15 protein-coding genes are annotated in these 14,264 nt (G+C 52.8%); 12 read left to right on the forward strand and 3 right to left on the reverse strand.

The genetic code is table 11. The features are described from left to right. The first annotated feature begins 123 nt into the window (after positions 1–123). The 10 genes from RUDLU_RS0101355 to RUDLU_RS0101400 all read left to right on the forward strand — a co-directional run bounded on the left by RUDLU_RS0101355 (position 124) and on the right by RUDLU_RS0101400 (position 9,828). Positions 124–561: an EVE domain-containing protein gene (locus RUDLU_RS0101355; protein WP_019986542.1), complete on the forward strand. Its 438-nt coding sequence runs from the start codon at positions 124–126 to the stop codon at positions 559–561. Next, entirely contained in the window at positions 542–2,086 is a 1,545-nt protein-coding gene (locus RUDLU_RS0101360) for a hypothetical protein (protein WP_019986543.1), read from the forward strand. Before RUDLU_RS0101355 ends, RUDLU_RS0101360 begins: the two co-directional genes overlap by 20 nt. Before the next feature lie 133 nt (positions 2,087–2,219). Further along, a complete protein-coding gene (locus tag RUDLU_RS0101365; RefSeq protein ID WP_027302654.1) occupies positions 2,220–3,104 on the forward strand; it encodes a class I SAM-dependent methyltransferase in 885 nt (294 codons plus the stop codon). Positions 3,105–3,378: 274 nt separating this feature from the next. Further along, positions 3,379–4,530 (forward strand): tetratricopeptide repeat protein, encoded by a 1,152-nt coding sequence (locus RUDLU_RS0101370; protein ID WP_019986545.1) that lies wholly within the window; start codon positions 3,379–3,381, stop codon positions 4,528–4,530. A gap of 46 nt (positions 4,531–4,576) precedes the next feature. Then, positions 4,577–6,520 (forward strand): threonine--tRNA ligase, encoded by a 1,944-nt coding sequence (gene thrS / locus RUDLU_RS0101375; protein ID WP_019986546.1) that lies wholly within the window; start codon positions 4,577–4,579, stop codon positions 6,518–6,520. Positions 6,521–6,757: 237 nt separating this feature from the next. After that, entirely contained in the window at positions 6,758–7,315 is a 558-nt protein-coding gene (gene infC / locus RUDLU_RS26760; RefSeq protein ID WP_019986547.1) for a translation initiation factor IF-3, read from the forward strand. A 184-nt stretch (positions 7,316–7,499) separates the two neighbouring features. Further along, positions 7,500–7,694, forward strand: coding sequence for a 50S ribosomal protein L35 (rpmI, locus tag RUDLU_RS0101385; protein ID WP_027302655.1), 195 nt, complete (start codon positions 7,500–7,502; stop codon positions 7,692–7,694). A 176-nt stretch (positions 7,695–7,870) separates the two neighbouring features. Continuing rightward, positions 7,871–8,215, forward strand: coding sequence for a 50S ribosomal protein L20 (rplT, locus tag RUDLU_RS0101390; protein WP_044129270.1), 345 nt, complete (start codon positions 7,871–7,873; stop codon positions 8,213–8,215). A gap of 176 nt (positions 8,216–8,391) precedes the next feature. Further along, positions 8,392–9,486, forward strand: a complete 1,095-nt coding sequence (locus tag RUDLU_RS0101395; protein ID WP_027302656.1) for a Gfo/Idh/MocA family protein — start codon at positions 8,392–8,394, stop codon at positions 9,484–9,486. A 99-nt stretch (positions 9,487–9,585) separates the two neighbouring features. Beyond that, positions 9,586–9,828 carry a hypothetical protein gene (locus tag RUDLU_RS0101400; protein WP_019986551.1) on the forward strand — a complete coding sequence of 81 codons (243 nt, stop codon included), beginning with the start codon at positions 9,586–9,588 and terminating at the stop codon, positions 9,826–9,828. Positions 9,829–9,954: 126 nt separating this feature from the next. On the opposite strand, the gene RUDLU_RS0101405 is transcribed toward RUDLU_RS0101400, so the two are convergent. Continuing rightward, positions 9,955–11,145 (reverse strand): class I SAM-dependent rRNA methyltransferase, encoded by a 1,191-nt coding sequence (locus RUDLU_RS0101405; protein WP_019986552.1) that lies wholly within the window; start codon positions 11,143–11,145, stop codon positions 9,955–9,957. A gap of 227 nt (positions 11,146–11,372) precedes the next feature. On the opposite strand from RUDLU_RS0101405, the gene RUDLU_RS0101410 reads away from it, so the two are divergent. Further along, positions 11,373–12,233, forward strand: coding sequence for a TIM barrel protein (locus RUDLU_RS0101410; RefSeq protein ID WP_027302657.1), 861 nt, complete (start codon positions 11,373–11,375; stop codon positions 12,231–12,233). A 96-nt stretch (positions 12,234–12,329) separates the two neighbouring features. On the opposite strand, the gene menB is transcribed toward RUDLU_RS0101410, so the two are convergent. Beyond that, positions 12,330–13,154: a 1,4-dihydroxy-2-naphthoyl-CoA synthase gene (gene menB / locus RUDLU_RS0101415; RefSeq protein ID WP_019986554.1), complete on the reverse strand. Its 825-nt coding sequence runs from the start codon at positions 13,152–13,154 to the stop codon at positions 12,330–12,332. Between the two features lie 59 nt (positions 13,155–13,213). Next, on the reverse strand, positions 13,214–13,687 hold the full coding sequence (locus RUDLU_RS0101420; protein WP_019986555.1) for a DUF2452 domain-containing protein: 474 nt from the start codon (positions 13,685–13,687) through the stop codon (positions 13,214–13,216). A gap of 107 nt (positions 13,688–13,794) precedes the next feature. Between RUDLU_RS0101420 and RUDLU_RS0101425 the strand changes: the two genes are divergently transcribed. Continuing rightward, positions 13,795–14,232, forward strand: coding sequence for a QcrA and Rieske domain-containing protein (locus tag RUDLU_RS0101425; protein WP_019986556.1), 438 nt, complete (start codon positions 13,795–13,797; stop codon positions 14,230–14,232). Positions 14,233–14,264: the final 32 nt, after the last annotated feature.

A 14,264-nucleotide genomic window follows, 5' to 3' on the forward strand; every position in this document is an offset into this window, starting at 1 on the left:
ACCCACCTAAGTGAATGAATAATGTAAAATGTACAATGAATAATTGATTTACCTACTCACAACCAGTCGTTTAATTGTACATTTCACATTGTTCATTATACATTTAATTCAGTCTGAGTACTTATGAATTATTGGCTTGTCAAATCAGAACCCGATGTGTACGGGTGGCAGCATTTTATTGAACAGGGCCGGGCCGTCTGGGACGGTGTGCGCAACTACCAGGCTCGTAACAACCTCAAGGCCATGCAGGAAGGTGATCAGGTCTTGTTTTACCATAGCGTTACCCGACCGGGTGTGGTGGGGCTTGCCAAAGTGGTAAAAACGGCATACCCTGACCCAACTGTGGCCAACGACCCGGCGCAGGCAAAGTTTGGCTGGGTTGTTGTGGAATTAGAACCCATGATGGCATTTGGTCAGCCTGTGACCCTGGCTCAGATTAAGGCCGAGCCCATGTTGGCCCAAATTGGCCTCATTAAGCAGTCGCGCCTGTCGGTAATGCCCATCAAACCCGACGAATTCGAATTGATTCTGAAAATGGCCCATGCGCACGTGGCTTCGTAGCATACTTTTTGTGGAGATGTGGCTGGCACTGACCAGTCTGGTTTGGGCGCAGAGCGTCCGCCGAATCGAGCTGGCCGCGCCCACCGGCAGTGAGTCGATTATTACCTTGCCTCTGGGTGATAAAGGCGTTCTGCTCCTCACCCGCACCGACCGGGTTGGCTATCAGCTGACCAAATACAGCACCGATCTCGACCGCGACTGGAGCCTCACCGGTCAGCTCCCTGATAATCTGGAATACGTGGCTTCGACCTTCGACGGGCGCGGGGCGGTATATCTGTTGTTTTCGAGCTACCGGTTGCCGTTCTGCCAGGTCGTTCGTGTGAGCATTGGGCCGGGTTTTTCCGAACGCTTCAACCTCAACGTAGTGGAGCGATTGCAGGTGACCCATTTCAAAACTCTCGGCGACGGTATTTTTATGGCTGGTATTGTCGATGAACACCCCGTTCTGTACCACAGCCATTTGTCGAGTCGGCAGGCCCGGTTGTTGCCCGGTGGCGAGCGAGGCTCGGCTATCCAGTCGCTCGAAGCCGACACCGCGCACGGCCGCATGACGGTCTCATACACAGTCCGGCGTGGGCGCGACCTTAAACTGATTGCCAACGTGTACGACGAATTGGGGCAAACCACGACCCGGGCGGTTATCGAGCCTAAACCCGATTATGCGCTGCTAAGTGGCCGTTTGTCGGTCCTCGACGATTCAACGCAGCTTGTGGTGGGTAATTATGGGTACCGAGCCATGCAGAGCAACGGCGTGGCGGGTTCGCAGGGGTTGTACATCAGCCGGGTAGGTGAGGGGCAAACACCCCAAATCAGCTATATCAGTTTTACCGATTTCAAAAACTTTTTCCGCTACCTGGGCGACCGCGAGCAGGAACGTATGGAGCGCCGGGCGCAACGCCGGAAAGAAGCGGGCTCCGACCTACGGCTCAACTACCGGCTACTCATGCACGAACTGGTGCGGCACCGGGGGCAGTACGTGCTCGTAGCGGAGGTGTTTTACCCGCAGTTTCGGTACCAGAACTCGTACCCTTACGGGATCAATTCGTGGTATGGTTGGCGGTATTCGCCCCTCAGTTATTACAGTCTGTATAACCCGTACATGTGGAATCCTTGGAATGGGCCACGGGGTTTGAGTCCGCAGCAGGTGTTCGACGGGTACGTGTACACCCATGCCGTTGTAGCGGGTTTTGATGCCGAAGGGAAGCTACTTTGGGACAATTGCCTTGAACTGACCTCCGAACGAAGCATCGACCTACAGGAGAAAGTGCGGCTGGTACAACAGGGTGACCAACTGGCCCTGTACCACAACCACAAAGGTCGGATTCTGCAAACGGTGATCCGGCCCAATGGGATGGCCGAAGAAAAACCCCAAATCGATATTGCGGCCGTCGTTGATGAGCAACGCGATCAATCGCTCGTGACGGATGATGTCCGGTTCTGGCACGACCGGTATTTTCTGGCCTGGGGCTACCAAAGAGGGGAGGGTCGCAAACGCGTGTTTTACCTGGATAAAATAGCGTTCTGAGCCCAACCGGGGCCTATTTTAGCGGCCTCCGGGCCCGGCTATGTTCATGGTCTGGTCGCAAACCCCTACCTTTGCGGCCCAACTGATTTACGTGACCGGGCCAATTGCCAGACCTTTGGCTCCCTGTTTTCTCATGCTTCAACTGCTTACCCCCGGCCCCTGGCCCGCTTACGAACTGATTGATTCTGGTGGCTTCGAAAAACTCGAGCGCTTCGGTGAGTACGTACTGGCCCGGCCGGAACCCCAGGCCATCTGGGATAAATCGCTGCCTCAGGCTGACTGGGACCGACGTGCCCACGCCACCTTCCGGCGCGACCGGCAATCGCCCGAGCGGGGCGATTGGCAGAAGGCTCCCGATATGCGGGAACCCTGGTTTATCGACTTTCGGCAGGATGGGCTTAACCTGCGGTTCAAGCTGGCTCTGACGTCGTTTAAACACGTTGGAATTTTCCCCGAGCAGGCCACAAACTGGGCGTTTATCCACGATCGGGTAAAGGCCCTGCAGGGTGCCGGTGTGGCTAAGCCCAAAGTGCTTAATTTGTTTGCCTACACCGGAGCGGCATCGCTGGCGGCTTGCCAGTCTGGGGCCGATGTGACCCACGTGGATGCCGTGAAGCCGGTGATTACCTGGGCGCGGGAAAACATGGATTACAGCAGCCTGACCAATATTCGTTGGGTGGTTGAAGATGCGCTGAAATTTGCCCGGCGCGAAGCCCGGCGCGGAAATACGTACAATGGCATTATTCTGGACCCACCCGCTTATGGCCGTGGCCCCGATGGCGAAAAATGGGTACTCGAAGAGCATCTGAACGAGCTGCTCAAAACCTGCGCCGAGCTGCTCGACCGCGACAATCGGTTCTTCATCATCAATTTGTATTCGTTGGGATTCTCGGCCCTGATTCTGGATAACCTCATGCGGCAGATTTTCGGCAAGCCAGCCAATGCGCAACTGGGCGAACTATACCTCGACGACCGGTATCAAAAACGCCTTCCGCTCGGCGTCTTTTACCGGTTTTAGCTACCTTTGTGGAGCATTCTCAATGAGGAAACGATTGAAAAAGGGAACAGTAGCGGTAACTAGCGAAAGCGGCCAGTGTACGGTTGGCTTACAGGTTTGCGGGTCTAGCCCGGAACGTAGCGGACAAACAGCAAGGTCGTCATTTTATCAGCTTCTGCATTGCGATATTCATGCATCCTTTCGTCCTTTCGCTCTTTGCCGAACCGGCGGAACAGCGCGACGGGCACGAAATCTTCGCTCGTTCACTCTTTCGCTTTTTCACTCTTTCGCTCTTTTGCTCGTTCTGTTTTCCTGCGGTACCGACCCCCGTCAGCAGACCCGTATACCGCCCTTGCCTTCGGCCAATGATAGTTTGCGTACCGAAGCAGCCCTGCAGGCACTGACCCGGGCCATTAATCAGTCGTCGCCGGCCTCGGCCTATGCCAAACGAGCCCGTTTGTATCTGGAAATGGGACGCCTGAAAGAAGCACTGGCCGATATTGACGAAGCCATTGGCCGGAACAATACCGATGGTACGTACTTTCTGATTCGGGCACGGGTTTTGCAAGGGCTTAAACAACCCCAGAAAGCCCTCGACAATGCGCAACGTGCCGAGATTCTGGGAGCCGATAGCCCGGAACTGTATATTCTGATGGCCGATGTCTGGCAGCAGCGTAATCAGTTCGCTAAAGCACGGTTGTATCTGGCGAAGGCGTTGCAAATGGCCCCCTATGACGGTGAGGCTTATTTTTTCAACGGACTCATCACGGCCAAGCAGGGCGACACGTCTCAGGCACTGGCTTTGTATCAGCAGTCGCTGAAGCTGAAGCCCCGGTATCTGGAAACGTACAACCAACTGTCGTCTATCTACCGGTCGCTGGGCGATTTGGGCTCGGCCCTGACGTACAACGAACAGGCAATTCGGTACTTTCCCGAAGATGCCCGGCTGACCTATGGGCGAGGGCTGATTTACCACGCCGGTGGCCGGCTCGACAGTGCGCTGACGTTTTACCGGCATACGGTGCAGATTGATCCAACGTATTATCAGGCTAACTTTCAGGCGGGCCTGATTTTGCAGCGGTACCGGGCTTACTCACAGGCGCTGGCCAATTACAGCCGGGTGCAGCAGCTGAATCCGCAGTTTCCCCGGATTCATACTTACATTGGCTTCTGTCAGGAGCAACTCGGCATGTATGAGCAGGCCGTGGCTTCGTACACCCAAAGTGCCCGGTTGAACCCGGCCGACGGACAGGCTGTTGCAGGAATGTGGCGGGCTCAACGCCGAATGTATAATCCGAACCCGTATAACTCCGTACTTTTGCCGGACGAAGACGGGAAATCGGCCGCTTCGGAACCAAATGCGGCTCCGGTACAGATGGAGATACAGACCATCAAGCCGCGTACACAACTGTCTACACCCGGCGACTCGACCCGGGCGAACCGGTAGGGGCGCAGACGCAAATATTTGACTACTGAATTATTGACTATATCGTATGATTGCCCAGGATCAACTCATTCATGTAACGCTACCCGATGGGAGTGTCCGTGAATACCCAAAAGGAAGCTCTGGCCTCGACATTGCGCTGAGTATCAGCGAAGGGCTGGCCCGTAATGTGTTAGCGGCTAAAGTAAACGGAAAAGTGCAGGACGCGAACCTGCCCATCGATACCGACGCCGAGGTGCAACTGCTCACGTGGAACGACCGCGACGGCAAGGCTACCTTCTGGCACTCTTCGGCCCACCTGATGGCAGAGGCCCTGGAGGCACTCTATCCGGGCGTTAAACTGGCTATCGGGCCGGCCGTTGAAAACGGTTTCTATTACGATGTCGACTTTGAAGGTCGTCATTTCTCGCAGGATGACTTCAAGAAAGTAGAAGACAAAATGCTGGAACTGGCTCGTCAGAAAAGCGAGTATATCCGCAAGGCAGTACCCAAAGCCGACGCGTTAACTTACTTTGAGGAAAAAGGAGACCCGTACAAAATCGAGCTCATTCAAGGGCTTGAAGATGGTTCCATCACGTTCTACACTCAGGGTGGCTTTACCGACCTCTGCCGGGGGCCGCACATTCCCAACACGGGTTTTATCAAGGCCGCCAAGCTGATGAACGTGGCTGGCGCGTACTGGCGGGGGGACGAGAAAAACAAAATGCTTACCCGGATTTACGGGGTCACCTTCCCGAAGCAGAAAGAACTCGATGAGTACCTGCATCTGCTCGAAGAAGCCAAAAAACGCGACCACCGGAAGTTGGGTAAAGAGCTGGAAATCTTCACGTTCTCGGAGCGTGTAGGGGCTGGTTTGCCGTTATGGCTGCCTAAAGGAGCCCTGATTCGGGAGCGGCTCGAAAACTTCCTGCGTAAGGCGCAGGTGCGGGCGGGTTACTCACCCGTAGTGACGCCCCACATCGGTAGCAAGCAGTTGTACGTGACCTCGGGGCACTGGGAGAAATACGGCGAAGATTCGTTTAAGCCCATTCGGACCCCCGATGTGGACGAAGAGTTTTTGCTCAAGCCCATGAACTGCCCGCACCACTGCGAAATCTACAAGTCGAAGCCCCGTTCGTACCGTGACCTACCCCTCCGCTTGGCTGAGTTTGGTACGGTGTACCGCTACGAGCAGTCGGGAGAGTTGCATGGCCTGACCCGTGTGCGTGGCTTCACGCAGGACGACGCGCACATCTTCTGCCGCCCGGATCAGGTGAAGGAAGAATTCATGAAGGTAATCGACCTAGTGTTGTACGTATTCAAGTCGTTGGGCTTCAATGACTACAGCGCTCAGATTTCGCTGCGTGACCCCGAAAACGGTACCAAGTATATTGGCTCCGACGATTTGTGGGAAAAAGCTGAGTCAGCAATCATCGAGTCGGCGCGTGAAAAGGGCTTGCCAACCGTAACGGAAAAAGGCGAAGCGGCTTTCTACGGACCCAAGCTTGACTTTATGGTGAAAGATGCCCTGGGTCGGAAATGGCAGTTGGGTACCATTCAGGTAGATTACAACCTGCCTAACCGATTTGAACTGGAATACGTAGGGGCTGATAACCAGAAGCACCGGCCGGTGATGATTCACCGGGCGCCGTTTGGCTCGATGGAACGCTTCATCGCGATTCTGATCGAAAATACGGCTGGTAACTTCCCGCTTTGGCTATCGCCCGATCAGATTGCTATTCTGCCGATTTCAGAGAAGTACGAGGACTACGCCAACGAGTTGTTCTTTGCCCTGCAGGAGCAGGATATCCGGGGATTTGTGGATTTGCGCGATGAGAAAATCGGCCGCAAAATCCGGGATGCCGAGGTGACTAAAGTTCCGTTTATGCTCATCGTGGGCGAGAAGGAGCAGGCCGAAGGTAAAGTGTCGGTTCGTCGGAAAGGGCAGGGCGACCTGGGGGCGATGTCGATTGACGAGTTTACGGCTTTGTTTCAGCAGGAGGTTAAGCCGTAACGAATCAGGTGCATTTTGTCGAACAATACGTTCGTCAGCAGACGTTAGATTTTACCTGCAGACCGGATAGGGAAGTCTAACGTCTATCCATTTGTTCGGTATGAAAAATTAATATTCATTTTCTGCCGGTTATCGCTCGGTATTCATTGACAAGAACCGCCGAATTCTCTAATTTCCCGAACTTTTAACCACTCCCTGTGTTATCAGGGAGATATTTTGTACCACTAAACAGCATATATGGCATTACCCCAGCGGAGACCACCCCGGCGCGTGGTTGAAGAACCCTACCGAATTAATGACCGTATCCAGGCCAAGCAGGTCCGGGTTGTCGGCGAAAACGTCGAACAGGGCATTTATGAGATTGACAAAGCCAAAGCTCTGGCAAAGGCGCAAAGCCTTGATCTGGTAGAAATCTCACCCAACGCTGTTCCGCCTGTCTGCCGAATTATTGACTACTCCAAGTTCAAGTACGAGCAGAAGAAAAAACAGAAAGAGATTAAGGCTAACGCTCAGAAAGTCGTTATTAAAGAAATTCGTTTCGGCCCCAATACCGACGATCACGACTTTGAGTTTAAGCTGAAGCATGCCCTTACGTTCCTGAAAGAAGGCGCAAAGGTGAAGGCTTACGTACAGTTTGTGGGCCGGGCGATTGTGTTCAAAGAGCGCGGTTTCCAACTCCTCGAACGGTTTGCCAAAGGCCTCGAAGAGGTCGGGAAGATCGAGTCGGAGCCAAAGCTTGAAGGAAAGCGGATGAGCATGTTCCTGGCCCCGAAAGTGGTGCAGGTGAAGAAGTAATAGATAATAGTAAGGAGAAAAGGGACGAAGGAGAGAAGGCTTTCATGCTTTTTCCCCTTCGTCCCTTTTCTCCTTACTCCCTTATTCGTATCTTTGCGGCCTGTTTACAAGAAGTCCGGTGATCTGAACAAGAGAATCCGGCGGTCCGGCGATCCGGTCAAAAACACATAAGCGGTTCAAACCAATGCCAAAAATGAAAACCAACTCGGCCGCCAAGAAGCGTTTCAAGCTGACTGGCACCGGGAAAATCAAGCGGAAGCATGCCTTCCACTCACACATTCTGACGAAGAAGACGACGAAGCAGAAGCGTAATCTGGCTCACTCAACGCTTGTATTCTCAGGCGACGAGACCCGGATCAAAGCCATGCTCGGTATCTAATTTCGTTTGGAGCGTCTGCTAAAGCAGCCTCCGGTTCAATGTTTCACCCGACTACAGGCCCAAAGTGCAATGAACAACTAACAGTAAACAACTAACAACGAATAGGTACTAACTGATCGCTGTTCATGGATACCTGTTAACTGGTTCTGCCGCCTACGTCAAAAAACAACTAACAAATGCCACGTTCCGTCAATCACGTTGCCTCACGGGCACGTCGGAAAAAAGTAATGAAGCTGGCCAAAGGCTTTTTCGGTCGGCGCAAGAATGTTTGGACGGTAGCCAAAAATGCCGTTGAGAAAGCATTAGTGTACTCGTACCGCGACCGGCGCGCTAAGAAGCGGGATTTCCGCTCGCTCTGGATTCAGCGTATCAACGCCGGTGCTCGTCAGTACGGTACTTCATACTCTGCCCTGATGGGTGCTCTGAACAAATCAGGAATTGAATTGAACCGCAAAGTTCTGGCTGATCTGGCTATGAACCATCCTGAAGCGTTCAAAGCCGTTGTTGATCAGGTGAAGTAAACAGCCCTGAGTCGAAACGACTGATTATAAAACCCCCAGCCAACCGGTTGGGGGTTTTTCGTTTTAGCCAGATTGGTCGTCATGTTCTGCCTGGGTAGACGGTAAAACCCTGGCGACTGACTTGCCTTCTTCGCATCTTTACGCCAAATTGGGTACAACTAAATCACAACCGAATTATGGCTTCTCGTCGCACTGTTTTACAAACATTAGCTCTGGGGACTACCGCCAGTATGTTAGCTCCCGAAACCCTGCTGGCGCAGAGCGCACCCAAAAAAGATAAACTGGGTGTAGCATTGGTTGGGTTGGGGTATTACAGTACGGATCTGCTGGCACCGGCACTTCAGAAAACGGAGCACTGCTATCTGGCTGGTATCGTAACCGGCACGCCCGCCAAAGCTGAAAAGTGGAAAAAACAGTATACTATTCCCGACAAGAATGTGTACACCTACCAGACCTTCGATCAGATTGCGAATAACCCCGACATTGACGTCGTGTATGTGGTGTTGCCCCCGTCGATGCACCGGGAGTATGTAGTTAGGGCCGCCAGGGCTGGTAAGCATGTCTGGGTGGAAAAACCGATGGCTGTGACTGCTAAAGAATGTCAGGAGATGATTGACGCCTGCAAAAAAGCCGGCGTCTCCTTGTCAGTGGGGTATCGGCTTCATCATGACCCTAACACGCAGGCGTATGTGAAGTTCCTGCGCGACGGCAAGCTGGGTAAGATCAGCATGGTGAACTGCTCGGCGGCTTACTACGACGGCCGTACTGACCACTGGAAGCAGAAGAAAGAAATGGGTGGGGGTGTCATGTACGATATGGGTGTGTATGTGCTTCAGGGTGCCCGGCTCGCTACGGGCGAGGAACCCATTGCCGTGACGGCCCAACAATACACAACCCGCCCCGACGTGTACCGAAATGGGCTCGACGAGACCTCGATGATTCAGCTTGAGTTTCCGAGTGGGGCGCGGGCGGTGCTGCAAACAAGTTACGGTATCAACATGAACTTCATGTACGTAATGGGGGAGAAGGGTATTCTGCGCGTGGAACCCTACTCAGCCTACAACGGCGTGAAGGGCAATGGTCCCGGCGGGTTTACGTTTGATACGCCGTATCCGGTGCCCGGTCAGCAGATCCGGCAGATGGACGACGACGCCCTCGCCATCAAAAATAAAAAACCTATGCTGGTTCCTGGCGAAGAAGGGCTGCGGGATATCCGAATCGTGGAGGCTGTGTATGAAGCCGCCCGGACGGGCAAGCGGGTGAAGATATAGGCGTGCTGTACCATTCGGGCAACTTTCTGGATTAATCGAATTTCCTGCTGCCTGCGCACGCGGATTCCCTATTTTCGTATCCCCAAACCGCATGTGATTATGCAACCTGCCGAGTTTACGCAACTATCAACCGCTCAACAATTAGACATTCTGTACTATCAGGGTGATATTCTGGCCAATCGTTACGAAGAAGAGCACATTTTTTTGCTATACAGTTTGCACAACTTTTATGTTGAGCTTCGGCACGATGCCTACACCAATCAATTGCAGGCGGTTTCGGCCTTTAAAGATACCGAACAACTGGAGGCTTACTTACCTTACCTAACAGAGGAGGTGCTTTAATACGTAATGTACAAGTGGTTAATGCATAATGAATAATGGGCTGACGCCAGCGAAATCCTCGTGCGTCAGCCCATTATTCATTATGCATTAACCATTATGCATTAACCATTATGCACTCAGCATTCCTTATTCTACCCAGAGTACTAACCCCTTTAGGTACCCGCCTTCGGGGTGAAACAGGCTAACGGGATGGTCGGCGGGTTGGCTCAGATGGTGGAGCACCCGCACTTGCCGCCCGGCTTCGATAGCGGCAGCTACCACGGTATTATAAAACAGCTCGCGGTCAACAACCTGTGAGCAAGAGAACGTAAACAGGATTCCCCCTTTAGCCACTCGTTTCAGCCCTTCGGTATTGAGCCGTTTGTAGCCCTGCACGGCCCGGTGCCGCGCCGAAATATTTTTGGCGTAGGCCGGTGGGTCGAGCACTACGAGGTCATACTGCTCGGGGTGCGCTTTCAGGTAGGTCATCACATCCTCAGCAATGGCCTCGTGCTTTTCTTCGTTCACCCCGTTGAGGGCTACGTTACGGTTGGTGAGGTCGATGGCTTTCTGTGACACATCGACCGAGTGCACCTGCTCTGCACCCGCCCCCAGCGCATACACCGAAAAGCCTCCCGAGTAGCAAAAGGCATTGAGCACGCGTTTGCCGTGTGCGTAGCGAGCCAACAGCTGCCGGTTATCGCGCTGATCGAGGAAAAAGCCGGTTTTTTGGCCCGTCACCCAATCGACCCAAAAGCTGTGGCCGTTTTCGTGGACCTCGTGTGGCGTTTCGGCCGTACCCAGCAGGTAGCCATTTTGAACGGTTTGGCCGTAGATGTCCGGTACAGTATCGGCGCTTTTGTCGTACACGGCAATTAATTGGTCGCCGTACACATTTTTGAGCGCTTCGGCAATCAGGTGCCGTTCCCGGTGCATCCCGATGGAGTGAGCCTGCACAACGGCTACTCCGTTATAGTAATCAATAATGAGCCCCGAGCAACCGTCCCCTTCGCCGTGTACGAGCCGGTAACAGTCCGTTTGTTTGCCGGGGAGAGTGGCAATGATGGCCTCGCGGAAGTGCCGGATGCTGGTTAGTTTCTGTGTCCAGTAGTGAACGTCGGGGATGATGCGTTCGAACGAAAAAATCCGGACGGCAATGCTTCCATCGTGGTAATGGCCCGTTGCCAGATAATTGCCTTTTTTATCAAAAACTTCAACTACGTCGCCATCCGTCAGATTACCTTCATAGCGGCTGACAGCTCCGGAAAAAACCCAGGGGTGAAATCGGCGAACGGCTTCATCGCGATTGGCCTGGAGGTATATTTTGGATAATTGCATGATATTGAGTTGTAAGCTACCAAACGGAGCATTGCAGAGAAGCGGGTGGGTACGAAGACCGTTACTTTTTAACCCTCGGTTAAACGCTGTGGCTCGTTGCGTGTCTCAGAGATGTAGCTCATTTCGGCAGGCGAAATTACGAAGATTTAGCGGGGCAACCCGTAAGTTTGGGGGTAATCTGCCTTTTGGGCATATACGTTGTTCCTATTTACCAATTTAATATGTCGATCAATCGTCGCGATTTTCTCAAGCGTACCGGCGTACTGGCTGCCGGTGCCCTCGCTCTTAACCATACAGCCGCTCTGGCTGCCAAGAACATAGGTGTTTTTGGGGTACAATTGTACAGCGTTCGGGATGTATTACCCAAAGATCCGAAAGGTATTATGACCCAACTGGCGCAGATGGGCTATCGTCAGTTTGAAAGCTACCAGGGCAACCAGGGCTTTTTGTGGGGGATGAGTCCGAAAGAGATTAAGTCGTTCCTGAACGACATTAACGTGAAGATGGTCAGCACGCACTTCAACTACGGTGGGCAGGCGAATAAACCCGACGAGTTGAAAAAAAGCTTCGACATGGCCGCTGAGGCTGGCCTGACGTACGCATTGTGCCCATACATTGGGGCTCAGAAGTCATTTGACGACTGGAAGCGTATTGCTGATGGGTTCAACAAAGCGGGTGAACTGGCCCGGCAGAGTGGGGTCAAGTTTGGTTACCACAACCACGACTATTCATTCAAGGCGCTCGACGGTAAAATTCCGCAGGAGTACCTGCTGGCTAATACCGATCCGAAAAATGTGATGTTTGAACTGGATCTGTGCTGGATTGATGTGGCGGGGCAGAATCCCGTAGAGCACCTGAAAAAGTATGGCAAGCGATATGAGCTGTGCCACATCAAGGATTACAAGAAAGAAAACGGCAAACCCGTTCAGAATGACCTCGGCAAGGGGAACGTTGATTTCAAAACAACCCTCAAAACCGCCCGGGACAACGGCATGAAGTACTTTATCGTGGAGCAGGAAGAATACCCAACCTCGCCTATGGAAAGTATGAAAATGGACGCGGCTTACATGAAGCAGTTGAGTGTATAATAATCATCGATGAGTGATGAGTTATACGTGATGAACGATGAATGGGCTGCCGCTAAAATTTTACTCATCGTTCATCACGTATAACTCATCATTACATCAGGGGAACTTCGGGAATTTGCTAAAGTCGGGTTTCCGCTTCTCCAGGAAGGCATTTTTGCCTTCTTTGGCTTCTTCAGACAGGTAATACAACAGAGTGGCATCGCCCGCCAGTTGCTGAATACCTGCCTGCCCGTCGAGCTCGGCGTTGAATGCCGCTTTGAGCATTCGCAGGGCAATAGGGCTCTTTTCGAGCATCTTCCGGCACCATTCAATGGTGGTTTCTTCCAGCTTATCCAGGGGCACAACCTTGTTGACCAGCCCCATGTCCAGGGCTTCCTGTGCGTTATACTGATCGCAAAGGAACCAGATTTCGCGGGCTTTTTTCTGTCCTACCACTCGGGCCAGATACGACGCCCCAAAGCCGCCGTCGAACGAACCCACTTTGGGGCCCGTTTGCCCGAACCGAGCATTTTCGGCCGCTATGCTGATGTCGCACACCACGTGCAGTACGTGACCACCGCCAATAGCGTACCCGGCTACCATAGCGACTACTGGCTTCGGAATCCGGCGGATCTGCATTTGCAGGTCGAGCACGTTCAAGCGAGGCACCTGATCTTCGCCGATATAGCCGCCATGCCCCCGCACCGACTGATCACCGCCTGAGCAGAAGGCTTCGCCCCCTTCGCCGGTCAGGATAACCACGCCAACGCGCTCATCTTGCCGGGCAATCTCCATGGCTTCCGACATCTCCTTTACCGTCAGCGGGGTAAAGGCATTCCGCTTGTGCGGGCGGTTAATACTGATCTTGGCGATCCCTTCGTAATACGAGAAAATAATCTCTTTGTACTCCTTAATAACCTCCCAGGGGTAGTTGCTTTGCATATGAGTGATGAATGATAAGTGATGAACGATGAGTGATCTCGCGTCAGCAAGTTTATCACTTATCGTTCATCACTCATCGTTTCAAAATTGGTTTCGTGATACTGTACATCCCACGTATGGTCGGCCATCATCCGGACGGTGGCGAGGCAACGTTCAAAGGGGAACTTGCGCCCCCATTCGTTCGGAGCTACCATCGACAGCAGGTCTGTACCGTTTTTACGGGTGTAAAAATAATAGGTATGTCCTACAACAGGCTCAAAACTCATTTGGGCGGAGTAAATCCGCTCCGAAATCTCGACCCGGTTTCGAATCGCTGTGGCCTGTTCGGCCAGCAGTTGCATCTGTTTGTAGAGCTGGGATAGCTGGAGGTCGGTTTGCTCGCGCATGGCGGTCACAGCCCGCCCGGTTATTTTCCCCTTGTCTTCGGGGCGAATCACTGCACCACCCGCCGTATGGGCGTACTCCATCAGACCGGGGCTTTCGGCTACTTTCTCCGGTGCAATGGGGTTAATGATCACTTTGGCTTCTTCCATAATTGATTGATAAACCCTTCGTGAATTGCCTTTGTTTTGGATTTGCAGGGCTACAGACCTGCGGTTCGCGGTTTATCGTTAGATTAGCGTCAAAGATACAAAGCCACATGGAAGCTCTTTCAAAAACAATTGATCGACACACGTTTTTTCGGGTACTCGGGGCGAGTTTAGGTGTGGTTAGCCTGAGTAGCTGCGAAACCAAAGCGGATGATCTGAGTCCGGCGAGCGATGCGCTCGACCTGACCATTCGGCTCGATGATGCCCGGTACGTTGACCTGCTCAAACAGGGTTTCTATGTGGTTGTGAACAACCGCGTGATTGTGGCGCATATCCAACCAAATCAGTACGTAGCGGTATCGCCTAAATGCACACACGAGGGCTCTACGCTTGTATATCAGGCGAACAACAACGCTTTTTATTGCCCGTTCGACGGTTCGCGTTTCGACCTCAACGGTAAGGTAATCTTCGGCCCGGCTACCCAGCCGTTGGTGGTGTATAAAGTCTCTAACGACCAGAAAAGTAATACGTTACGCATTTTTGGATAAGTTGCACGGGTGCTGATTACCCACATATCTAT

It is taken from the genome of Rudanella lutea DSM 19387, assembly GCF_000383955.1.
Taxonomy (GTDB): domain Bacteria; phylum Bacteroidota; class Bacteroidia; order Cytophagales; family Spirosomataceae; genus Rudanella; species Rudanella lutea.